This window comes from Rudaeicoccus suwonensis (genome assembly GCF_007829035.1).
Classification (GTDB): domain Bacteria; phylum Actinomycetota; class Actinomycetes; order Actinomycetales; family Dermatophilaceae; genus Rudaeicoccus; species Rudaeicoccus suwonensis.
On the sequence record NZ_VIVQ01000001.1, the window covers coordinates 1449688 to 1472598 of the forward strand.

Sequence of the window (22911 nt, forward strand, 5' to 3'; positions counted from 1 at the left end):
CGACCGGCCCGGAAGGAGTGACATGACCGCCGCAGCGGATATCGCAGCGCATCCCGATGATGCCCGCCACGTGCACGACGCGCTCGTGCTCGCTGCCCGGGGGCCGATCGTCGATCCCAATCCGCGCGTCGGATGTGTCGTGGTGGCACCCGACGGCCAGGTCGTCGGCCGCGGCTGGCATGCCGGCGCGGGCACGGCCCATGCCGAGGTCGTCGCGCTGCGCGAGGCCGGCGATGCGGCACGAGGCGGCACGGCATACGTGACGCTCGAGCCGTGCGCGCACACCGGGCGGACGGGCCCGTGCGCCCGCGCGCTGGTCGACGCTGCCGTCTCGCGCGTCGTCTTCGCGCAGACCGACCCCGACCTGCGGGCACGTGGGGGAGCAGACGTCCTTCGAGCCGCCGGGGTCGAGGTCACAGGCGGTGTCCTGGCCGAAGAGGCAGCGGCGCTCAACCCGTATTGGACCTTTGCTGCGCAGCACGAACGCCCATATGTGACCTGGAAATTCGCCGCCACCCTCGACGGCCGTAGTGCCGCGGCCGACGGCAGCAGCCGGTGGGTTTCCGGCCCACGCTCTCGCGCCGACGTGCATCGGCTGCGCAGCGAGGTCGGTGCGGTGCTGGTCGGCACCGGCACCGTGCTCGCCGACGACCCACAACTGACCGCCCGCGACGACGACGGCGTGGCATCACCGCGACAGCCGCTGCGCGTCGTGATGGGTGAGCGACAGATTCCCGCCGGGGCACGGGTGCTCGGTGAAACTGCGCCGACCCTCCACCTGCCGACCCGAGACCCTGCGATCGTGCTGAAGTCGTTGCACGACAAGGGAATCCGGCGGGTGCTGCTTGAGGGTGGCCCCACAGTCGGCGCGGCCTTCCTGCAGACGGACCTGGTCGACGAGGTGATCGCCTACATCGCGGCGAAGCTTCTGGGGTTCGGGGCGTCCGCGGTCGGGCCGCTCGGAGTCACCACCATCGACGACGCGATCGAACTGAACCTGCACGACGTGCGGCGTCTGGGCGACGACGTGCGACTGACCTACCGGAGGCCACGATGTTCACAGGCATAGTCGAAGAGCTCGGAACTGTCGATCTGCTGCAACGACAAGCGGATTCGGCACGACTGCGGATCCGTGCGGCACTCGTCGTCCAGGATGCCGAGCTCGGTGCGTCGATCGCGGTCAACGGCGTCTGCCTGACCGTGACCGAGTTCGACCACGAATCCTTCGCTGTCGACGTGATGGCCGAGAGCCTCGACCGCAGTGGCCTGGGCTCGTTGGTGCAGGGAGACCGCGTCAACCTCGAGCGGGCGATGTCCGCCGGTGGCCGGTTCGGCGGTCACATCGTCCAGGGTCACGTCGACGGTGTCGCCACGATCGCGGAGCGTGAGCAGCAGGAGCACTGGACGCGCGTGACCGCCGCGGTGACACCGGAGCTGGCGGCATACGTCGTGGAGAAGGGTTCGATCACCCTCGACGGTGTCTCACTGACGGTCGCGGGCGTGACCGAAGACACCGTGACCGTCTGTTTGATCCCGACCACACTTGCGGCAACCACACTGGGAATCAAGGGAATCGGCGACAACCTCAACGTCGAGGTCGACATCCTTGCCAAGTATGTCGAGCGACTCGTCGGCACCAGCACCATGACCAAGGAGAGCGTGTGAACTTCTTCGACCGCATGTACGACGCGTCGATCACCATTGCCGGCCACGGCATCACCTGGCGCGAGATCATCGGCAACCTGTTCGGTTTGGCCTCGGCGGTCGGCGGGATGCGACGCAAGGTCTGGGCCTGGCCGGTCGGGATCATCGGTAACGCGCTGCTGTTCACGGTCTTCTTCGCCGTGGGCTTCACCGCGCACGGTGGTCAGGTGCTGTTCGGGCAGGCGGGCCGGCAGGTCTTCTTCATCCTCACCTCCATCTATGGCTGGTGGTTGTGGCAGCGCACCCGGGCCGGCCACGGTCGCTCCGCGCCGGCGGTGCAGCCGCGATGGGCCACCGCGCGTGAGCGGACGGCATACCTGGTGTTCTGGGTCGTTGCTGTCGTCATCTGCCAGTGGCTGTTCCGGCTGATCGGTGAGGGCTGGAATCCGCCGAACTTCTACTACTGGGCCGACGCGTGGATCTTCGTCGGATCGATGGTCGCGACCTTCGCGATGGCGCGTGGCTGGAACGACTTCTGGCTGGCCTGGCTCGCTGTAGACCTCGTCGGTGTGCCCGAGCTGATCTATTTCAAGTACTACCCGTCGGCCACGCTGTATGCGATCTACGCGGCGTTCGTGGCCTACGGATTCGTGGTCTGGCTGCGGGCCACCCGGCAGCACGAGCAGGTCGGTGAACCCACCGGTCAGGTGGTGGCGTCGTGATGGCGACGATCGAGACGGCGATCGCCGAGATCGCCGCGGGGCGGCCGGTGCTGGTCGCCGACGACGCGGACCGCGAGAACGAAGTCGATCTGATCATCGCCGGTTCCGGGCTGAGCAGTCAGTGGCTCGGGTGGGCTGTGCGGCACGGCTCCGGCGTCATCTGCGCACCGGTCTCCGACGCCGTCGCGGACCGGCTCGACCTGCCGCCGATGGTGCGTGACAACCAGGACCCCAAGGGGACGGCATACACCGTGTCGGTCGATGCGGGCTCCGGCAGCACGACCGGCATCAGTGCGGCCGAGCGTGCGAACACCATTGCAGTGCTTGCTGATCCGCGGTCTGTGGCAACCGATCTCATCAGGCCGGGTCACGTGTTTCCGCTGCGAGCGCAGCCCGGAGGGGTGTTCGAGCGCCGCGGTCACACCGAGGCTGCAGTCGACCTGTGCCGGCTCGCCGGACTGCCGGAGGTTGCCGCGATCGTCGAACTCGTGCGCGACGACGGTTCGATGATGCGCTTGGACGAGGCAGTCGATCTCGCGGACCAGGAGTCCTTGGCCGTCGTCACGATCGCTGATCTGGTGCAGTGGCGCCGCCGCTACGACCGTGTCGAGCGTCGCGCGGTGACCTCGTTGCCGACCGCGGGCGGGCAGTTCACCGTGCACGGATACCTCGACCGGCGCACCGGCGCCGAACACCTCGCGCTCATCTCGGCCGGCACCGCGCCCGGCGCGGTCTCGGCGGGCATCGCCTCATCGGGCGCGCCTTCGACCGGCGCCGCGCCACTGGTGCGAGTGCACTCCGAGTGCCTGACCGGCGACGTCTTCGGCTCCCAGCGCTGCGATTGCGGGCCCCAACTGCAGGAGTCGATGCGCCGTGTCGCCCTCGAAGGCGGGGTCGTCGTCTATCTCGGCGGCCACGAAGGCCGCGGTGTCGGCCTCATCGACAAGCTGCGCGCCTATGCCCTGCAGGACGGCGGGCTCGACACCGTCGATGCACAGTCGGCGCTGGGGCTGCCCGTCGATGCGCGCGAATTCGACGCAGCCGCAGCGATTCTGACCGACCTTGGCATCGAATCGGTGCGGTTGCTGACCAACAATCCGAAGAAGGAGGCGGCGCTGCAAGAGCTTGGTCTGACCGTGCAGCGCGAGCCGCTCGAGGTCGGCCGGACCCCGAGCAACGCCGGTTACCTGCACACCAAGGCCGTGCGACTCGGCCACGTCATGGAGGCATCATGAGCGGCCACGGAGCCCCGGTCACTGTCGTGTCAGGCGCCGGTTTGCGAGCGGCGATCGTCGCCGCGTCCTGGCACACCGAGGTCATGGACGGCCTGGTCGACGGCGCACATCGCGGCCTCGCCGCCTGCGACGTCTCCCAGGTCGACCTGGTCCGAGTGCCCGGCACCTTCGAACTCCCGGTCGCGTGCGCGCGACTCGCCCCGCTGTATGACGCCGTGGTCGCTCTCGGCGTCGTGATCCGTGGTGGCACACCGCACTTCGACTACGTCTGTCAGGCCGCCAGCGTCGGACTGACCGATGTCGCGGTGCGCACCGGCATACCTGTCGGCTTCGGCGTCCTCACGTGCGACACCGAGCAACAGGCACTCGACCGGGCCGGTCTGGCCGGGTCGGCCGAGGACAAGGGCTTCGAGGCGAGCACGGCCGCGATCGCGACCGCGGTGGCGTTGCGCGCAGTCGCGCCCCTGAGTGACCGACGGTGATTCCCGGCGAGCCGAGCCGCACCGCGTGGTCCGCCGCGATGCACCGAGCAGCCCACCAGGCGGTCGACCGGCTGAGCGTGTTCGACGACCCGGTCGCCATCCCGATCACCGGCTGGACGCGATCCCAGGTCCAGGCCGATGTCGCCGACCACCCCGAGCGGGCCGGCATGCGATTCTTCATCGCGTGCCGGCACAGGTTCGGTCGTGATGTGATCGCCGAGGTCGGTCGTGCGGGTCCGGTGCAGGTCGTCGTGCTCGGCGCGGGGCTGGACACCACGGCATACCAACCGAATCCGGACGCGAGCATCGCTGCGGTCTTCGAGGTCGACCACCCGGCCACCGGCAGTTGGAAGCAGGACCGCCTGGCCGAGGCCGGCATCCGGGCCACCGTTGAGGTGACCTATGTCGGCGTCGATTTCGAACACGACGAGCTGGGTGAGTCGCTGGCCGCCGCGGCTCTCGATCCGGCTGCGCCGGTCGTGGTGCTGTGGCTCGGAGTCCTGATCTATCTGACCCGCCCGGCGATCGAAGCGACCCTTGAGTCGCTGCGGCAGCTGCCGGTCACGGACGTTCACGTCGTGTTCGATTACGCCGCACCCACCACCGGTGACGACCCGGTCGCGAGGATGCGCACCGAGCGTGCAACGGCGGTCGCGGCGCTCGGCGAACCGTGGCAGTCCTATTTCAACCCGCAGCAGGCGGCGCAGGTGCTGCATCAGCACGGCTTCGACCCGGTCGAGGATCTCGACCTGCCGGACTGGGGAGCACGCTATCTGCGGCGCAGTGCCGCCTCGTTCGCCGGCCGGAGGGGCGCGCACCTGGTGCACGCGCGGCGCAACGAACCTGCGACGGCCCCATGAGCGGCGCTCCCGTAGCCTTGGCCAGCGTGAAGACGTTCGATCAGCTGTATTCCGAGCTGACCACCAAGGCCCAGGACCGACCCGGTGACTCCGGCACCGTGCGCGAACTCGACGCCGGTGTGCATTTCATCGGCAAGAAGGTCGTCGAGGAGGCCGCCGAGGTGTGGATGGCGGCCGAGTACGAAGGCACCGAACGCACCGCCGAGGAGATCAGCCAACTTCTCTACCATCTGCAGGTGCTGATGGTGGCGCAGGGAATCTCGCTGGAGGACGTCTATGCCCACCTCTGAGAGCGACCGCCAGGTCTTGCGGATAGCGATGCCCAACAAGGGCGCGCTGTCCGAATCCGCCGCCGAGATGATGCGCGAGGCGGGCTACCGCGGGCGCCGCGAATCCAAGGAGCTCGTTGTCATCGACCACGAGCTGTCCGTCGAGCTGTTCTATCTGCGGCCACGCGACATCGCGATCTACGTGGGGCAGGGCACCCTCGACGTCGGCATCACCGGACGCGACCTCTTGCTGGATTCCGGCGCCCCCGCAGCAGAGATCATGCAACTCGGCTTCGGTGCCTCGACCTTCCGGTATGCCGCCCGGCCCGGTTCGGTCTCCTCCGAGGAGCAGATCAACGGCAAGCGGGTGGCAACCAGCTTTCCCGGTCTCGTCGCTGCCGATCTCGCGCGCAGGGGCCTCGATGCCTCAGTCGTGCGTCTCGACGGAGCGGTCGAGACGGCGGTCACTCTCGGTGTCGCCGACGTCATCGCCGATGTCGTCGAGACGGGCACGACCCTGCGCAATGCGGGTCTTGCGGTCTTCGGCGAACCCATCCTCACCAGTGAAGCCGTGCTCATCCGGCCCGAGGATCATGATCAGCACCCGGCCGTCGAGGTGCTGGTCAGGCGGTTGCACGGCGTGCTCACCGCACGTCGCTACGTGATGATGGACTACGACATCCGGGTCGAACTCGTCGAGCGCGCCTGTCAGTTGACGCCCGGCCTCGAGTCGCCAACGGTGTCGCCGTTGCACGACAAGGGCTACGTGGCGGTCCGGTCGATGGTGCCCCGCGCACAGACCAACGCGGTCATGGACGAGCTCTACGAGATCGGTGCCCGCGCCATACTCGTCACCGAGATCGCAGCGTGCCGGCTGTGAGCGACCCCGACCCGTTCGCCGACTTCCGGCCGCAACGATCGCGAATCGTCAGCATCTGCGCGGCAATCGGCATCGTGGTCGTGTTCACGATCGTGGCTTTGAGCGTGCCGCACGGTGGCAGCACCGGCTGGAACGGCCCCGACAGCGCCGCGATGATCGCCTTCGGGGTGCTGCTGGCGGCCTTCCTGCTGAAATTCGCGATGGTGCGGGCGACCCCGAACGAGCGCGGCTTGCATGTGAAGAACCTCATGGTGACCCGCGACGTCACCTGGGCAGAGATCGTCAACGTGCAGTTCGGCGGCGGACACCCGTGGCTGGTGCTCGAACTCGCCGACACCGAGACCCTGTCGGTGATGGCGGTGCAGCGTTCGGACGGTGAGCATGCGGTCGACGAGGCCGGCCGGATGGCGGCCCTGGTCCAGGCGCACCTGGCCACCGAAATCGAGCGACCGCAAGGCGACTGACCCGAATCGACTGAACGGTGGCGCGACTCCACCGGCGAGCCCCACTCAACCGGTGCGGATCACCAGGTCGGCCCGGGCGATGGTGCCGTCGGCGCCGAAGATCGTGTCCTCCTGAGCTGCCCAGCGATCCCAGTGCGGCGCGTAGGAGTCGCCGTCCCGCGCCAGGCCACGGCGACGGCGCTCCGATGTGGGTGCCTCCAGCCAGACACGCACATCGGCATACGGCCCGGCGATGCCCACGCTGCTGCCGACGCCCTCCACGATCACATAACCGGCGAGGGGAACGTGGCACAGTTCGGCGAATTCGCCTGCCTCCCAATCGAATCGGCGGTATGCCGCAGGCTCGCCCCGGCGCAGTGGCGTCAGCACTTGGGCGGCCAGCAGGGCCGGCGCCACGGCCAGACCGTCCCACCCGGGGTACATGTGCTCCACGTGCACGACCGTCGCGTTCGGCAGCTGTCGCTCGACCAGAGCGGCGAGCGTGGTCTTGCCTGCGCCGCTGCGCCCGTCGATGGCGACGACGACCGGTTGTTCGGCATTCGCCGGCTGGGTGACCGCCATCGCCATACGTGCCACCCTCGCCGCAGCCGTCTGCAACTCGTCGTGCCAGGTCGGGTGATCGGGGCTCACGACGCCTGATCCTGTCACGTCGACCACCCACCGCGACGCCCTGCTTTAGGCTCGGGCCCGTGTCTGTAGCTGTGCGTGTCATTCCCTGCCTCGACGTCGATGCCGGACGGGTGGTCAAGGGCGTCAACTTCGCCCATCTGCGCGATGCGGGCGACCCGGTCGAACTCGCCGCCAGGTATGACGCGCAGGGTGCCGACGAGTTGACCTTCCTGGACGTGACCGCCAGTTCCGCAGATCGCGAGACGACCTACGACGTCGTCGGCCGGACAGCGGAGCAGGTCTTCATCCCGCTCACCGTCGGCGGGGGAGTGCGCACGGTCGAGGATGTCGACCGGTTGCTTCGCGCCGGCGCCGACAAGGTCGGCATCAACACCGGCGCGATCGCGCGGCCGCAGGTCATTGCCGAGATCGCCGACCGGTTCGGGGCGCAGGTGCTGGTGTTGTCCGCGGATGTGCGGCGCGACGAACGAGGCAACTACGAGGTGACCACGCACGGCGGCACGCGGTCCGCAGGGCTTGAGGCGATCGAATGGTGTTCTCGCGCAGCGAAACTCGGAGCCGGTGAGATCCTGCTCAACTCGATGGACGCCGACGGCACCAAGTCCGGCTTCGACGTCGAACTGATCCGCGCCGTGCGCGCGCACGTGTCGATCCCGATCATCGCCAGCGGCGGTGCCGGCAGCGTCGCGGATTTCGTGGCTGCGGTCGAGGCCGGAGCTGACGCCGTGCTGGCAGCATCGGTCTTCCACTTCGGTGAGTTGACGATTGCCGATGTCAAGGACGGTCTGCGTGCTGCGGGGTACCCGGTCCGCTGAGCAGGTGGCCGCTGACCCGCTCGGCCGCCGCGGGGGATCCGGTCCGCTGACCCACGTGGCCGCTGGGCCGCCGCGGGGGATCCGGTCCCCGCTGACCCAGGTGGCCGCTGGGCCGCCGCGGGGCATTCGGTCCGCTGACCCACGTGGCCGCTGGGCCGCCGTGTCGGCGGGTGGCAGCCATCATCGACGTGCTCCTGGCCGGTTCGGTTCGGTGACCGGGAGTCGGCTGGTGCGTGGCGACAGAATCAGAACTCGAGTGACATTCCCGCGATCAGGCTCAGAATCCGAGCGAGGTTCCCGCGATCATTTTCAGGTCGCCGTCGGCGCCGTCCAGGTGCACGTCTGCGACCGCCTGCCGGCCATAGCAGAACAGCAGCACCTCACCCGGCTCGCCGCTGACGACGACACTGCCGTGCTGGTCCTTCGGCTCGCGCAACGTGCGCCGGCCATGTCCGTCGCAGTCGGCGACGATGCCCACCCGGCAGTCCCGCAGCGTCATCTTCGCCAGCATCGGCAACGCCGCCCAGATCGCGGCGTCTTCAGCGGGTTCGAGCGTCCTGTGGGCCGCATCGGGCTGCGCGCGAAGCACATCCTCGTGGTGGATATAGAACTCCGCGAGGTTCATCCGCTCGTCGATTGCGGGCAGAGCTCCCATGGGAGTCCAGCGCGGAGGGCCACTGCGCACCCGATCGACCAGCGTTGCCCAGTCGGAGCCGGCGATGCCGTCCTGCACGGACGACAGGTGACCTGCGAGCGGCGGCAGGAACATGCCGAGCGCCGCGTCCGGGCGCCGCTCGCGCACGACGAGATGCGCTGCCAGATCCTTGGTCTGCCAACCGTCGCACAGTGTGGGGGCATCCGGCCCGACCTCCAGCAAGGTTTCGCAGAGGCCGGAACGTTCCTTCTGGGCGTATCGCGTCATACCAGCCATTGTGCGCGGTCCACCCGACGGCGCTGCCGACACGACGGCGCTGTCGACGCGACAGTCGCGCGTGGGCCCAACGACCCGCGAATGTCATGTGGGGGCCCTCATGATGCTCGACTGTCACGTGCTGGCCTAAAGAACGCGCGAGTGGAGCGCTATTGCCCTGGCGGGGCAGCGGGCGGGGCGCGCGCGTGCCACTCGATCTGTACGCGGGCAATCCCGTGCCACTCGCTGAGGTGCGCGCACATGCGTACTTGTCGGGCAGGCGTGGGGCGATCTCGTGCCACTGGCACCGCATGAGTACCGAGATCGCGTGCGAGTGTCACGTGTGGGGCCTTGGGACGCGCGAGTGGAGCGCTATTGCCCTGGCGGGGCAGCGGGCGGGGCGCGCGCGTGCCACTCGATCTGTATGCGGGCAATCCCGTGCCACTCGGCGACGCGCAGGGCTGTGCCGTGCCATTCGACGCGTGCGGGAGCGAGTGTCACGTGGGGGGCCTTGGGACGCGCGAGTGGTGCGCTATTGCCCTGGCGGGGCAGCGGGCGGGGCGCGCGTGTGCCACTCGTCCACGCGCAGGGCAATCCCGTGCCACTCGCTGCCGGTGAGGGCACATGCGTACTTGTCGGGGAGGCGTGGGGTAATCCCTCGCCACTCGCTGAGGTGCGCGGGCACGTGGTCTCACGATGTCCGGCTCGCCGGGGCGGGTCGATGGTGGTGCGGCACAATGGCCCGGTGAGTTCCGCTGGTCTGTCGCCCGAGTTGTCCGCCCGGCTCAAACGCGACCGCGACGGCCTCGTTGCTGCCGTCGTCCAGCAGCATGACACCGGCGAGGTGCTGATGCTGGGCTGGATGGACGACGAGGCTCTGCATCGCACGCTCACCTCGGGGCGGGTGACCTTCTGGTCTCGTAGCCGGTCGGAATACTGGCGCAAGGGCGACACCTCCGGCCACATCCAGGTGGTCAAATCCGTCGCGATCGACTGCGACGGCGATGCTCTTCTGGTGCGTGTCGACCAGACCGGTGCTGCCTGCCACACCGGCGAACGCACCTGCTTCTTCACCGATCTGGAGGCCACGGCCGTATGACGTCCACCGTCTCGCCAGACGTCCGCGCCGACCTCAGTTGGGGTGTCACCTGGCCCCAGCTGCCACTGTTCAGCGAGCTCGCCCGCGACCGCCGCGTCATACCTGTCGTTCGCCGGTTGCTCGCCGACGCCGAGACACCGCTCGGCGTCTACCGCAAGCTTGCCGCTGACCGGCCGGGCACCTTCCTGCTCGAGTCGGCCGAGCACGGCGGCGTCTGGTCGCGCTACTCGATCATCGGAGCGGCAAGCCGGGCAACGCTCACCGAGCGCGACGGTCGGGCGCACTGGATCGGTGAGCCCCCGGTCGGTGTCCCGACGACCGGCACACCCACCGACGCCCTGCGCGACACGGTCGCCACCCTCGCGACGCCTGCGATCCCCGGACTGCCACCGCTGACCGGTGGGATGGTCGGTGCGATCACGTATGACGCTGTCCGTCGCTTCGAGTCGTTGCCGGACACCGGCCGCGACGACCTTGATCTGCCGGAACTGGCGATGCTGCTGGCCACCGATCTGGCGGTCCTCGACCACTCCGACGGGTCGCTGCTGTTGATCGCCAACGCGATCAACTACGACAACACTCCCGAGCGCGTGGAGCCGGCCTGGCGCGATGCGCTCGACCGGCTCGACGCCATGCAGGCCGCGCTGAGCAGGCCGGCCGACAGCACTGTCGCCATCCCGGCGCCCGTCGAGCAGGACCCCGCGAGTACCCACACACAAGCGGAGTACCACGACATGGTCGAGGCCTGCAAAGACGCCATACGTGCCGGCGAGGCCTTCCAAATCGTTGTCTCGCAACGGTTTTCGGTGCCCTGCGCGGCGGAGGCGCTCGACGTCTACCGCGCCCTGCGCGCGAGCAACCCGAGTCCCTACATGTATCTGTTGCGACTGCCGCACCCGGACGGATCGACCTACGAGGTGGTCGGTTCGAGTCCCGAGGCGCTGGTGAAGGTCAGCGGCGATCGGGTGATCACCCACCCGATCGCAGGTTCGCGGCCGCGGGGCAAGACGCCCGAGGCCGACGAGGAACTCGCCATCGAGCTCGCCGCGGACCCCAAGGAACGCTCCGAGCACCTCATGCTGGTCGATCTCTCACGCAACGACCTGCAGCGCGTGTGCGGAGCAGGCACGGTCGACACGGTGGAGTTCATGAAGGTGCGCAAGTACAGCCACATCATGCATCTCGAATCCACCGTCGTCGGGCGTCTGCGCGAGGACGCGCACGCCTTCGACGTGCTGCGAGCCACCTTCCCGGCAGGCACGTTGTCCGGCGCGCCCAAACCGCGCGCGATGGAGATCATCGACCGGCTCGAAGGCGTCCGTCGCGGTGTGTATGGCGGAGTCGTGGGCTACCTCGACTTCGCAGGTGACCTCGACCTGGCGATCGCCATACGAACCGCGGTGATCAAGGACGGCACCGCGCACGTCCAGGCCGGCGCCGGCATCGTGGCCGACTCTGTGCCGCAGTCGGAGTACCTCGAGACGATCTCCAAGGCGGCGGCCGCCCTGCGCGCCGTGGCCACCGCAGGCGGAATGCGAGTGATCCGATGAGCTCGAAGCGAACGGTGCTGATGACCGGCCTGGTCGCGGTGATCCTGCTGGTGCTGGCCAACTCCCGCACCTGGGTGCAGGGGACGATCCAGGATGCGGTGCTGCGGAATGCCCACGCGACGGCCGGCGGCTCGACCGCCGCCCCGGCGCTCGTGGCGGCCGCGCTGGTCGGCGCCGCGGCGATCCTGGCGGCCTGCACCACCGGGCGCGTCGCCCGTCTCATCGCCTCGGTCGTGGCGCTGTTGTCCGGAGTGGTCGCACTGGTGACCGCCATCGCGGCGGTGCGCGACCCGGGCGCGGCGCTCCGCGAAACCGCAACCAACATGACCGGTCACACCGGAGACCGCGAGGTGGCGGCCTCGCTGACCTTCTGGCCCTGGGTCGGCGTGCTCGGCGGCGTCATCCTCACCATCGCCGGAGTGCTCGCCGTGCTCGGCGTCCGCTCCTGGCGTGGACTGTCCGATCGGTATGACGCACCCACGGCGGCGCCGACCCGCAAGACGTCGGACTGGGATCTGCTCAGCGAGGGTGAGGACCCCACGGATTCCCAGACAGGGTCTGACACAATCGACGAGGCCGAAACGGCCACCGCTGACCCCCGAGAAGGAGCAGACCCCCATGGCTGAGGAAGTCCACGAGAATCACGGACACAGCGTCGCTGCATGGACCGCCGTGATCCTGCTGATCGTCGCATCGGTGTTCGTCTCGCTGGGAGTGGCCTTCGGCTGGCACGTCTGCACCTGGCTGGGTGTCGTCTTCGTGGTGCTCGGCGTCGCCGCGGGCAAGATCCTGGCCAAGATGGGCTTCGGCAACAAGGACATCATCACCGCGCCGCCGGTGCCCGGGTCCCGCAGGCAGCGGGTGACCTCCGACCAGCAGGCGTCGTAGGTGCCCACGGTTCTCGACGACATCATCGCCGGGGTCCGGCAGGATCTGGACTCGCGTCGCAGGGATGTTTCCGCGGCGCAGGTCGCGGTCGTTGCGTCGCAACAACGACCGCCGCTCGACGCCGAAGCCGCACTGCGCGCTCCTGGTGGGATGAAGGTGATCGCGGAGGTCAAGCGACGCAGCCCGAGCAAGGGTGATCTGGCGCAGATCGCGGACCCGGCGACGCTGGCTGCGTCATACCAGACCGGTGGCGCGGCGGCGATCTCGGTGCTGACCGAGCAGCGGCGCTTCGGTGGCACGCTCGCCGACCTCGACGCGGTGCGTGCCGCCGTGCGAATTCCGTTGCTGCGCAAGGACTTCATGGTCGACGCCTACCAGATCGACGAGGCGCGGGCGCACGGCGCCGACCTGATCCTGCTCATCGTTGCTGCGCTCGAGGACACGCTGTTGCGAGACCTTTTCCAGCAGGCCACCGACCTCGGTATGACTGCGTTGATCGAGGTGCACGACGAGGCAGAGGTCGAGCGCGCAATCACGCTCGGTGGCCGCGTCATCGGCATCAACGCGCGCAACCTCAAGACCCTCGAGGTCGACCGGGCCACCTTTGCCCGGCTGGCGCCACTGGTGCCCGCCGAGTGCGTGCGGGTGGCCGAGTCGGGTGTCCGCACCGCTGACGACGTGCGGGAGTATGCCGCCGCCGGTGCCGATGCGGTCCTGGTCGGAGAAGCTCTGGTGACCGGCGGCGACCCGGTCCACGCCATACCTGAACTGATCGGAGATGTCGTCGCATGACGACCCCCACCACCGGCCTCGGCCGATTCGGCGCGTATGGCGGGCGCTACGTCCCCGAAGCGCTGGTCTCGGCGCTGCAGGAGCTCGACGAGTGCCGCTCCAAGGCGATGTCCGACCCGGCGTTCCTGGGCGAACTCGCTGCCTTGCAGCGCAGTTACACCGGTCGTCCCAGCATCATCACCGAGGTGCCACGATTCGCCCAGCACTGCGGCGGGGCGCGGGTGGTGCTCAAGCGTGAGGACCTCAATCACACCGGATCGCACAAGATCAACAACGTGCTCGGGCAGGCGTTGCTGACAAAACGGATGGGCAAGACCCGGGTCATCGCCGAAACCGGCGCCGGGCAGCACGGTGTTGCGACGGCAACGGCGGCGGCTCTGCTGGGACTCGACTGCGTGGTCTACATGGGCCGGGTCGACACCGAACGCCAAGCGCTCAACGTGGCACGCATGCGGTTGCTCGGCGCGCAGGTGGTGCCGGTCGACCATGGCTCGCGGACGCTCAAGGATGCGGTCAACGAAGCCTTCCGTGACTGGGTCGCCAATGTCGACCACACCCACTATGTACTCGGCACGGTGACCGGGCCCTACCCGTTCCCGGAGATGGTGCGCGACTTCCACCGGATCATCGGCGTCGAGGCCCGCCAGCAGATGCTCGACGAGATCGGTCGGTTGCCCGACGCGGTGCTCGCTTGCGTAGGCGGTGGCTCCAACGCGATGGGTATCTTCCACCGGTTCATCGACGACGCCGATGTGCGTCTGATCGGTCTTGAAGGCGGCGGTGAGGGAGTTGCCACCGGTCGGCATGCCGCGCGCTTCAGCGGTCAGGCCACGCCCGGTGTGTTGCACGGCGCGTTCACCTACGTGCTGCAGGACGATGAGGGACAGACCGTCGAATCCCATTCGGTGTCAGCGGGTCTCGACTACCCGAGCGTCGGCCCGGAGCACGCCTTCCTGCATGACGCCGGTCGCGCGGAGTACTACCCGGTCACCGACGACGAGGCGATGGAAGCCTTCCGGCTGCTCTCGCAGACCGAGGGGATCCTGCCGGCGATCGAGAGCGCGCACGCACTTGCCGGTGCGATGCGCATCGGCCGCGAGCTCGGTCCCGACGCCCTGCTGTTGGTGAACCTCTCCGGCCGAGGTGACAAAGACGTGCACACCGCCGCACGCTGGTTCGGCTTGCTCGACGACGGGGTGGCTGCTGATCCGGTCAGTGTCTCGGCTGCCGCGCCGGTCGAGGCAGAGGGCGAAGGAGTTCAGCTGTGAGCGAGTCAGTGGCGTCACCCCCGTCGGCCAAGACTCGGTTGACCCAGGTGCTGGCCGAGGCGAAGGCACAGGATCGCGCCGCGCTCGTGGGCTACCTTCCCGTCGGCTACCCCGATGTCGATATCTCGATCGAGGCCATGGTCGCCATGGTCGAGGCCGGTGCCGACATCGTCGAAATCGGCCTTCCCTACACCGATCCGCTGATGGACGGTCCGGTGATCCAGGCCGCAGTGACCGGAGCGCTGGCCGGTGGGGTGCATGTCGCCGACGTCTTTCGGGCAGCTCGTGCAGTCGCCGACGCCGGGGCCGCTGCCGTCGTCATGACCTACTGGAACCCCGTGCTGCGGTATGGCGTCGACCGATTCGCCGCTGACCTTCGCGCCGCGGGAGCATCAGGGCTGGTGACTCCGGACCTGGTGCCGGACGAAGCGGCCGAGTGGATCGCCGCCAGTGACGCCCACGGCCTCGACCGCATCTTCCTGGTTGCGCCGAGCTCGACACCGGAGCGGCTGATCAGCACCACGGCGGCGGGACGGGGATTCGTCTACGCGGCCTCACTCATGGGGGTCACGGGCGCGCGTGACTCGGTCGGTTCGCAAGCGCAAGCTCTCGTCGAGCGCACCAGGGCCGTGACCGACCTGCCGATCTGCGTCGGGCTGGGTGTCTCGACGCCAGGGCAGGCGCATGAAGTCGCCGGCTTCGCCGACGGCGTGATCGTCGGCTCGGCGCTGGTGCGTTGCCTTGTCGATGCCACCGACATACAGGACGGATTGAGCCAGTTGCGTTCACTGACAAGAGAACTCGCACAGGGGGTACGTCGGTGACCGCTGTCGCCAGTTATCTGCCGAGCCCGACACAGGGCGTGTTCTGGCTGGGGCCGATCCCGGTGCGGATGTATGCCCTGTGCATCCTGTCCGGCATCGGGGCCGCGCTGTGGATCTGCGGCCGCCGGCTCGAGGATCGCGGCTACCAGCGTGAGGATGCACTCACCGTTGCCTGGTGGGCGGTGCCCTTGGGGATCCTCGGCGGGCGGCTCTACAACGTCATCACCTCTCCGCAGCCGTACTTCGGACATCACGGCAATGTCTGGGACGCCTTCGCGATCTGGCACGGCGGCCTCGGCATCTGGGGGGCTGTGGCGCTGGGTGCCCTCGGCGCCTACATCGGTTGCCGTCGCACCGGTATCGCCTTTCTGGATTTCGCCGATTCCGCGGCACCCGGGGTGGTGCTGGCGCAGGCGATGGGCCGGTGGGGCAACTACTTCAACAACGAGTTGCACGGGCGCAGCACCGATCTGCCCTGGCGCCTGAAGATCTACGAGTGGGACGAAACGCGCGGTCACGCTGTGCACGACGCGTTGGGGCACCCCATCGTGCTGGGGTACTACCAGCCGACCTTCCTCTACGAGGCGATCTTCTGCCTGGTCATCGCCCTGTTCATCGTCTGGCTGGACCGCCGCCGGATCCTCGGTCGTGGCCGATCGCTGTTCCTTTACATCATGCTGTATCCCGTCGGCCGCATCTTCATGGAGTGGATGCGTGACGACCCGGCGAACCGGATCCTCGGACAACGGGTCAATGTCTGGGTCTGCATACTGGTCTTCCTCGGTGGGCTTGCCGGTTACCTGTGGTCGCGCAAACACCACCCCAACGGCGTCCGCGAGCACATCGCAGAGCTGTCGACACCACCGGACCTGGGCGATTCCGAGGATGCCGGTGGTGAGGCCGGTGATACCGGTGACACTGGTCGCTCCGGTGTCGACGGATCCTCCGAGCAGACCGCCGAATCTTCCGGCAAACTCGAGGATGCTTCCGTGGATGTCGTGTCGGGAAGTGCGATCGCCGGACGGTCCTCGCGCGATGGAGTCAACGGCCAGGGCGACGCCGAGGCGGATTCTCCCGCGAAGTGATGGCGGCGTCACTCGCCGCATCGGCGACGTAGGGACGATCGGTGGTTCGGCTCGCTCTGAAGTCGCCGCATCGGCGACTTATGTAACTCTGGTGGGTTTGCCTCGCTATGGAGTCGCCGGATCGGCGACGTATGTGTGTCGCGTGTGACTCGCGGGGCTGACGAGACACATGCGGCGGGCAGATCGACCGCATCGGCGACTTATAAACCTCGGGCGGGTTTGCCTCGCTCTGAGGTCGCCGCATCGGCGACTTACGCACAAAGCCGTAACGCACAGACCGCGGAGGGGGCTGGTGTGTCACCGGCCCCACCGCGACCATACGCGTCGCGCGTCTCATCATTCGAGATGCGCGTTTCATCTTGTGGTCACGGCGTCGTCGGGGTTACTCTTTCGGCACGCTGGCAGGCCAATGTCGTCCCGCTGAGCTTTTTCAGTGATTCCACGGCGCCCTCCGGCGTCCGACGCGACGACAGGACGGTGACTCACTTCCGTGACCGCGCTCACCACGTTCTCCGCACTGCCCTCCGCCCAGGGTCTCTACAACCCCGTCAACGAGCACGATGCCTGCGGTGTCGCCATGGTTGCGACCATGCGAGGCACGGCGGGCCACGACATCGTCGATCACGCCCTGACCGCGCTGCGCAATCTCGAGCACCGTGGCGCGACAGGCGCTGATCCGGCGGTGGGTGACGGCGCAGGGATCCTGACGCAGGTGCCGGACGAGTTCTTCCGGGCCGTGTGCGAGTTCGACCTGCCCGCCAAGGGTCGGTATGCCGTGGGCATCGCGTTCCTGCCGCAGTCGGCGGACGAGCAGTGGTTCATCGGCGAACGTTTCGCGCAGATCGCGAACGAGGAGGGTCTGCGGGTGCTCGGTTGGCGTGATGTGCCGACCGACCCGAGCCTTGTCGGCGACGCCGCGCGCGAGGTCATGCCGGTCTTCCGCCAGGCGTTCGTCGCCGGAACGTATGACGATGCAAGCGGTCTCGAGCTCGACCGTCGTGCGTTCTGTCTGCGTCGCCGCATCGAACGCGAACGTGAGGTCTACTTTCCGTCGTTGTCGGCGCGCACGATTGTTTACAAGGGCATGCTGACCACAGGTCAACTGGAGCCGTTCTTCCCCGACCTGTCCGACCGCCGGTTCACCACTGAGCTCGCGCTGGTCCACTCCCGCTTCTCCACCAACACCTTTCCGTCGTGGCCGCTGTCCCACCCCTACCGGCTGATCGCGCACAACGGCGAGATCAATACGGTGCGCGGCAATCGCAACTGGATGCGTGCCCGCGAGTCGACGCTGCGCAGCGACCTGCTGGGTGGCGACATGGAGCGGCTGTTCCCGATCTGCTCCGACGGCTCCGACTCCGCCTCCTTCGACGAGGTGCTGGAACTGCTGCACATGGGTGGCCGGTCACTACCGCACGCAGTGCTGATGATGATCCCCGAGGCGTGGGAGAACCACGCCACGATGGACCCGGCACGCAAGGCGTTCTACGAATACCACTCCACGATCATGGAGCCGTGGGACGGCCCGGCCTGCGTGGCCTTCACCGACGGCACCCTGGTCGGTGCGGTCCTCGACCGCAACGGGCTGCGACCCGGCCGGTATGCCGTGACCGACGACGGGCTGGTCGTGCTTGCCTCCGAGGCGGGAGTGCTCGACCTGCCCGCCTCGAACGTCGTGCGCAAGGGCCGGCTCCAACCGGGCCGGATGTTCCTGGTCGACACTGCCCAGGGTCGCATCATCAGCGACGACGAGGTCAAGCGCGATCTTGCCGCCGAACACCCCTACGAGGACTGGCTGCACGCCGGCATCATCAAGCTGAAGGACCGCCCCGACCGCGAGCACGTGTGGCACACCCCGGCCTCGGTGGTGCGCCGGCAGCAGACCTTCGGCTACACCCAGGAAGAACTGCGAATCCTGTTGTCGCCCATGGCTTCCGGTGGTGGTGAGGCGCTCGGGTCGATGGGCACCGACACCCCGATAGCGGTGCTGTCGGATCGTCCACGGCTGCTGTTCGACTACTTCACGCAGTTGTTCGCGCAGGTCACGAACCCGCCGCTGGACGCCATACGTGAGGAGCTCGTCACCTCGCTCGGCACCCTCATGGGGCCGGAGAGCAATGCCCTGGAAGTCGGGCCGCAGCACGCACGTCAGGTCGAACTGGACTTCCCGGTCATCGACAACGACGAGCTTGCCAAGATCGTCAACCTCAACGCCGACGGCAGTTTCCCCGGTTACGAGACCTACGTCATCCGCGGCACCTACCGCGTCGCCGGAGGGACGAGTGCGCTGCGCGCCCGGCTGAAGGGCATTTGCGCCGAGGTGTCCCAGGCGATCGAGGACGGGCACCGGTTCGTCGTGCTGTCCGACCGCGAGAGCACCGCGGCCTTCGCGCCGATCCCGTCATTGCTGCTCACCGCGGCCGTGCACCACCACCTCACCCGCGAGCGCACCCGTACCCAGGTCGGCCTGCTCGTCGAGGCGGGAGACGTGCGCGAGGTGCACCACGTCGCCCTGCTCATCGGGTATGGCGCAGCCGCTGTGAACCCCTATCTGGCAATGGAATCCGTCGAAGACCTGGTGCGGCGTGGCGCCATTCAAGGCGTCACGGCTGAGCAGGCCGTCAAGAACCTCATCAAAGCGCTCGGCAAGGGCGTCCTGAAGGTCATGTCCAAGATGGGCATCTCGACGGTCGCGTCCTATCGCGGTGCGCAGGTCTTCGAGGCGATCGGCCTGTCGCAGGAGCTCATCGACGAGCACTTCACCGGAACGGCATCCCGCCTGGGCGGTATCGGCCTCGACGCCATCGCCCAGGAGACCGCCGAGCGCCACGCCACGGCATACCCCAAGACCGGTCAGCACCAGGCGCACCGCACGCTACAGACCGGCGGCGAATACCAGTGGCGTCGTGAGGGTGAGCCGCATCTGTTCGACCCCGAGACGGTCTTCCGGCTGCAGCACTCCACACGCCAACGCCGGTATGACGTCTTCAAGCAGTACACCAGTCGCGTCGACGAGCAGTCCGAGCGGCTGATGACGCTGCGAGGACTCTTCTCGTTCAAGCAGATTCGCCCCGCCATACCTGTGGATGAGGTGGAGCCGGCCGAGCAGATCATCCGGCGCTTCTCCACCGGCGCGATGAGCTACGGCTCGATCAGCAAGGAAGCCCACGAGACGCTCGCGATCGCGATGAACCGGCTCGGCGCGCGTTCCAACACCGGCGAGGGCGGGGAGGATGTCGACCGGCTGCTCGACCCGCAGCGGCGTTCGGCGATCAAGCAGGTCGCCTCCGGGCGATTCGGGGTGACCTCGCTCTACCTGACCGAATCCGACGACATCCAGATCAAGATGGCGCAGGGTGCCAAGCCGGGTGAAGGTGGTCAGCTGCCCGGCCACAAGGTCTACCCGTGGGTGGCGTCGACCCGGCACTCGACTCCGGGCGTCGGGCTGATTTCGCCGCCTCCGCACCACGACATCTACTCCATCGAGGATCTCGCGCAGCTGATCCATGATCTGAAGAACGCCAACCCCGCCGCGCGTGTGCACGTCAAGCTCGTGTCCGAGGTGGGTGTGGGCACGGTTGCTGCCGGAGTCTCCAAGGCACACGCCGACGTCGTGCTCATCTCCGGGCACGACGGTGGCACCGGTGCGGCCCCGCTCACCTCGCTCAAACACGCGGGCGGTCCGTGGGAGCTGGGCCTGGCCGACACGCAACAGACATTGCTGCTCAATGGTTTGCGCGATCGCATCGTGGTGCAGACCGACGGCCAGCTCAAGACCGGCCGTGACGTCGTCATCGCCGCGCTGCTGGGTGCCGAGGAGTTCGGATTCGCCTCCGCGCCGCTGGTGGTCAGCGGCTGCATCATGATGCGCGTCTGTCACCTCGACACCTGCCCGGTCGGCATCGCCACGCAGAACCCGGTGCTGCGCGAGCGCTTTTCCGGCAAGCCCGAGTTCGTCGAGACCTTCTTCGAGTACATCGCCGAGGAAGTCCGAGAGTTGCTGGCGTCATTGGGTTTCCGCACTCTCGAGGAGGCGATCGGTCAGGTCGGCACGCTCGACACGACGCGTGCCATCGAGCACTGGAAGGCCGCCGGTCTCGACCTGACGCCGATCCTGGCGGAGGTCGACGTCCCCGCCGACGCGCCCCGCCGGCACGTCATACCGCAGGACCACGGCCTGGAGAAGGCACTGGACCAGCAACTCATCACGATGAGCCGCGACGCCCTCGAACATCAGGTGCCGGTGCGCCTGGACGTGCCTGTCGCCAACGTCAACCGAACGGTCGGCACGATGCTGGGTCACGAGGTGACCAAGCGCCATCCGAACGGTCTGCCGGACCAGACGATCGACGTCACGCTCACCGGGTCCGCCGGTCAGAGCTTGGGCGCCTTCCTGCCGCGTGGTGTGACGCTTCGCCTGTTCGGTGAGGCGAACGACTATGTGGGCAAGGGACTTTCGGGTGGCCGCGTCGTCGTGCGCCCGATGCGCGAGGCCGCGCTCGTCGCCCACCACAACGTCGTCGCAGGCAATGTCATCGGGTATGGCGCGACCAGCGGCGAGATGTTCCTGCGGGGACTGGTCGGTGAGCGCTTTTGCGTCCGCAACTCCGGTGCGACCGCTGTCGTCGAGGGCGTGGGCGACCACGGCCTGGAGTACATGACCGGGGGAGTCGTGCTGATCCTCGGCCCCACCGGTCGCAACCTCGGCGCCGGTATGTCGGGTGGTCTCGGGTTCGTGCTCGATCTGGAGGAGTCGCTGGTCAACAAGGAGTTGGTCGATGTCGGCCCGTTGCGCGACAAGGATTGTGAACTCGTGCACGACTTGTTGCGCAAGCACCACGAGTGGACCGAATCCTCTGTCGCCGCAAAGCTTTTGCAGAACTGGCCGGAGAGCGCAGAGCGCATCTCGCTGGTGCTCCCGAGGGACTACCAGCGGGTGCTGGACGTGCGTGACGAAGCTCAGACCGAAGGCCTGGACCCCGACGGCGATGTCGTCTGGGATCGCATCATGGAGGTGTCCCGTGGCTGACCCACGCGGTTTTCTGAAGGTTCGTGAACGTGAGCTTCCCGTTCGCCGGCCGGTGCCGGTCCGGATCCGCGACTGGAAAGAGGTCTACGAGGAGCAGGAGCTCGGCCAGCTGCAACGCCAGGCCGGCCGCTGCATGGACTGCGGAATCCCGTTCTGCCACAACGGTTGTCCGCTGGGCAACCTGATCCCTGAGTGGAACGACCTCGCCTGGCGCGGCGACTGGGACGACGCGATCGACCGACTGCACGCGACCAACAACTTCCCGGAGTTCACCGGACGTCTGTGCCCGGCGCCGTGCGAGACCGCCTGCGTGCTCGGCATCAGCCAGCCCGCGGTGACCATCAAGCAGGTCGAGGTCACGACCATCGAGCAGGCCTTCAGCACCGGTTCGGTCGAGCCGCAGTTGCCGCTGCGGCTGACCGGTAAGACAGTCGCGGTCGTCGGCTCAGGTCCGGCCGGTCTGGCGGCGGCGCAGCAGCTCACGCGGGCGGGTCACACCGTCGCGGTCTACGAGCGCGCCGACAAGCCAGGCGGTCTGCTGCGCTACGGCATCCCCGAATTCAAGATGGAGAAGTCCGTCCTCGACCGACGTCTGGAGCAGATGACCGCCGAAGGCACCCGGTTCCGGTGCGACACCGAGATCGGCGTCGACCTCACCGGTGAGCAGTTGCGGCAGCGGTATGACGCTGTCGTGCTGGCCATCGGCGCGACCGTGCCCCGCGATCTCGCGGTCGAGGGTCGCGACGTCGGCGGCATCGTGCAGGCGATGGACTTCTTGCCCGACGCCAACCGGGTCGCACTCGGCGAGGAGGTCGAGGATCAGATCACCGCCGAGGGCAAGCATGTCGTCGTGATCGGCGGCGGCGACACCGGTGCTGACTGCATCGGCACCTCGCACCGCCAGGGTGCGAAGTCGGTCACCTCGCTGGAGATCATGCCGCAGCCCGGTGAGCAGCGTTCGGCGGCGCACCCGTGGCCGACATACCCGATGATCTTCCGGGTCGCCAGCGCGCACGAAGAAGGTGGTGAGCGGGTCTACGCGATCAGCACCAAGGCCGCGATCGACGACGGCGCCGGCAACATCAAGGCTCTGCGCGTCGCCGAAGTGCGTTCTGGCGACAAGGGATTCGAGGAGGTCGAGGGCACCGAACGCGAGATCCCGGCCGACCTGGTGCTGCTCGCGATGGGCTTCCTCGGGCCGCAGGGCTCGGGCCTGCTCAAGCAGCTGGAGGTCGAGCTCGATGCGCGTTCCAATGTCGTGCGCGACGCGAACTTCATGACCTCGGTGCCCGGTGTCTTCGTCGCCGGCGATGCCGGTCGTGGCCAGTCGCTCATCGTCTGGGCGATCGCCGAAGGCCGGTCCGCAGCGCAGGCGGTGGACCGATTCCTGATGGGCCAGTCGGAGCTGCCCGCACCGATCGCACCGACGGATCGACCGCTCACGGTGTGACGGCGCTGCGGCATA

Annotated in this window: 22 protein-coding genes; 20 read left to right on the plus strand and 2 right to left on the minus strand. The window is 68.0% G+C overall.

The window, feature by feature from the left end; genetic code table 11:
* Positions 1 to 22 precede the first annotated feature (22 nt).
* Genes ribD through BKA23_RS06710 form a run of 9 tightly spaced genes read left to right on the plus strand, consistent with a single transcriptional unit; the run spans position 23 to position 6556 of the window.
* Positions 23 to 1069, plus strand: coding sequence for a bifunctional diaminohydroxyphosphoribosylaminopyrimidine deaminase/5-amino-6-(5-phosphoribosylamino)uracil reductase RibD (ribD, locus tag BKA23_RS06670; RefSeq protein WP_145226623.1), 1047 nt, complete (start codon positions 23 to 25; stop codon positions 1067 to 1069).
* The gene (locus tag BKA23_RS06675) at positions 1054 to 1665 is read left to right on the plus strand and encodes a riboflavin synthase (RefSeq protein ID WP_145226625.1); all 612 of its coding nucleotides are present in this window, start codon (positions 1054 to 1056) and stop codon (positions 1663 to 1665) included. Before ribD ends, BKA23_RS06675 begins: the two co-directional genes overlap by 16 nt.
* A complete protein-coding gene (gene pnuC, locus BKA23_RS06680) occupies positions 1662 to 2366 on the plus strand; it encodes a nicotinamide riboside transporter PnuC (RefSeq protein ID WP_145226627.1) in 705 nt (234 codons plus the stop codon). Before BKA23_RS06675 ends, pnuC begins: the two co-directional genes overlap by 4 nt.
* Complete coding sequence (ribB, locus tag BKA23_RS06685) at positions 2366 to 3601, plus strand: 3,4-dihydroxy-2-butanone-4-phosphate synthase (protein ID WP_145226629.1); 1236 nt, start codon at positions 2366 to 2368, stop codon at positions 3599 to 3601. Before pnuC ends, ribB begins: the two co-directional genes overlap by 1 nt.
* Positions 3598 to 4083 (plus strand): 6,7-dimethyl-8-ribityllumazine synthase, encoded by a 486-nt coding sequence (gene ribH, locus BKA23_RS06690; protein ID WP_145226631.1) that lies wholly within the window; start codon positions 3598 to 3600, stop codon positions 4081 to 4083. The genes ribB and ribH overlap by 4 nt, the downstream gene beginning before the upstream one ends.
* Positions 4080 to 4943: a class I SAM-dependent methyltransferase gene (locus tag BKA23_RS06695; RefSeq protein ID WP_281287538.1), complete on the plus strand. Its 864-nt coding sequence runs from the start codon at positions 4080 to 4082 to the stop codon at positions 4941 to 4943. Before ribH ends, BKA23_RS06695 begins: the two co-directional genes overlap by 4 nt.
* 26 nt (positions 4944 to 4969) lie before the next feature.
* Positions 4970 to 5233, plus strand: coding sequence for a phosphoribosyl-ATP diphosphatase (locus BKA23_RS06700; RefSeq protein WP_145226635.1), 264 nt, complete (start codon positions 4970 to 4972; stop codon positions 5231 to 5233).
* Entirely contained in the window at positions 5220 to 6092 is an 873-nt protein-coding gene (hisG, locus tag BKA23_RS06705) for an ATP phosphoribosyltransferase (RefSeq protein ID WP_145226637.1), read from the plus strand. The genes BKA23_RS06700 and hisG overlap by 14 nt, the downstream gene beginning before the upstream one ends.
* Positions 6089 to 6556, plus strand: coding sequence for a PH domain-containing protein (locus tag BKA23_RS06710; RefSeq protein WP_145226638.1), 468 nt, complete (start codon positions 6089 to 6091; stop codon positions 6554 to 6556). Before hisG ends, BKA23_RS06710 begins: the two co-directional genes overlap by 4 nt.
* Positions 6557 to 6601: 45 nt before the next feature.
* Here BKA23_RS06710 and BKA23_RS06715 read toward each other — a convergent pair whose 3' ends face one another.
* Positions 6602 to 7186, minus strand: a complete 585-nt coding sequence (locus BKA23_RS06715; RefSeq protein WP_246104499.1) for a nucleoside/nucleotide kinase family protein — start codon at positions 7184 to 7186, stop codon at positions 6602 to 6604.
* A gap of 59 nt (positions 7187 to 7245) precedes the next feature.
* On the opposite strand from BKA23_RS06715, the gene hisF reads away from it, so the two are divergent.
* Positions 7246 to 8001: an imidazole glycerol phosphate synthase subunit HisF gene (hisF, locus tag BKA23_RS06720; protein WP_145226640.1), complete on the plus strand. Its 756-nt coding sequence runs from the start codon at positions 7246 to 7248 to the stop codon at positions 7999 to 8001.
* Positions 8002 to 8278: 277 nt separating this feature from the next.
* Here the strand turns inward: hisF and BKA23_RS06725 are convergent, their stop codons facing one another.
* Positions 8279 to 8923: a TIGR03085 family metal-binding protein gene (locus tag BKA23_RS06725; protein WP_145226642.1), complete on the minus strand. Its 645-nt coding sequence runs from the start codon at positions 8921 to 8923 to the stop codon at positions 8279 to 8281.
* Between the two features lie 709 nt (positions 8924 to 9632).
* On the opposite strand from BKA23_RS06725, the gene hisI reads away from it, so the two are divergent.
* From hisI to BKA23_RS06775, 10 genes are all read left to right on the plus strand, one after another.
* On the plus strand, positions 9633 to 10010 hold the full coding sequence (hisI, locus tag BKA23_RS06730) for a phosphoribosyl-AMP cyclohydrolase (protein ID WP_145228295.1): 378 nt from the start codon (positions 9633 to 9635) through the stop codon (positions 10008 to 10010).
* Positions 10007 to 11560, plus strand: coding sequence for an anthranilate synthase component I (locus BKA23_RS06735; RefSeq protein ID WP_145226644.1), 1554 nt, complete (start codon positions 10007 to 10009; stop codon positions 11558 to 11560). Before hisI ends, BKA23_RS06735 begins: the two co-directional genes overlap by 4 nt.
* Positions 11557 to 12186, plus strand: a complete 630-nt coding sequence (locus BKA23_RS06740; protein ID WP_145226647.1) for a Trp biosynthesis-associated membrane protein — start codon at positions 11557 to 11559, stop codon at positions 12184 to 12186. Before BKA23_RS06735 ends, BKA23_RS06740 begins: the two co-directional genes overlap by 4 nt.
* A complete protein-coding gene (locus BKA23_RS06745) occupies positions 12179 to 12448 on the plus strand; it encodes an HGxxPAAW family protein (RefSeq protein WP_145226649.1) in 270 nt (89 codons plus the stop codon). The genes BKA23_RS06740 and BKA23_RS06745 overlap by 8 nt, the downstream gene beginning before the upstream one ends.
* Positions 12449 to 13240, plus strand: a complete 792-nt coding sequence (trpC, locus tag BKA23_RS06750; RefSeq protein ID WP_145226651.1) for an indole-3-glycerol phosphate synthase TrpC — start codon at positions 12449 to 12451, stop codon at positions 13238 to 13240.
* A complete protein-coding gene (gene trpB / locus BKA23_RS06755) occupies positions 13237 to 14508 on the plus strand; it encodes a tryptophan synthase subunit beta (RefSeq protein WP_145226653.1) in 1272 nt (423 codons plus the stop codon). Before trpC ends, trpB begins: the two co-directional genes overlap by 4 nt.
* The gene (trpA, locus tag BKA23_RS06760; protein WP_425473751.1) at positions 14505 to 15332 is read left to right on the plus strand and encodes a tryptophan synthase subunit alpha; all 828 of its coding nucleotides are present in this window, start codon (positions 14505 to 14507) and stop codon (positions 15330 to 15332) included. The genes trpB and trpA overlap by 4 nt, the downstream gene beginning before the upstream one ends.
* Positions 15329 to 16417 carry a prolipoprotein diacylglyceryl transferase gene (lgt, locus tag BKA23_RS06765; protein WP_145226655.1) on the plus strand — a complete coding sequence of 363 codons (1089 nt, stop codon included), beginning with the start codon at positions 15329 to 15331 and terminating at the stop codon, positions 16415 to 16417. Before trpA ends, lgt begins: the two co-directional genes overlap by 4 nt.
* A gap of 490 nt (positions 16418 to 16907) precedes the next feature.
* Positions 16908 to 21446 (plus strand): glutamate synthase large subunit, encoded by a 4539-nt coding sequence (gene gltB / locus BKA23_RS06770; RefSeq protein ID WP_145226657.1) that lies wholly within the window; start codon positions 16908 to 16910, stop codon positions 21444 to 21446.
* Complete coding sequence (locus BKA23_RS06775; RefSeq protein ID WP_145226659.1) at positions 21439 to 22896, plus strand: glutamate synthase subunit beta; 1458 nt, start codon at positions 21439 to 21441, stop codon at positions 22894 to 22896. The genes gltB and BKA23_RS06775 overlap by 8 nt, the downstream gene beginning before the upstream one ends.
* Positions 22897 to 22911 lie beyond the last annotated feature (15 nt).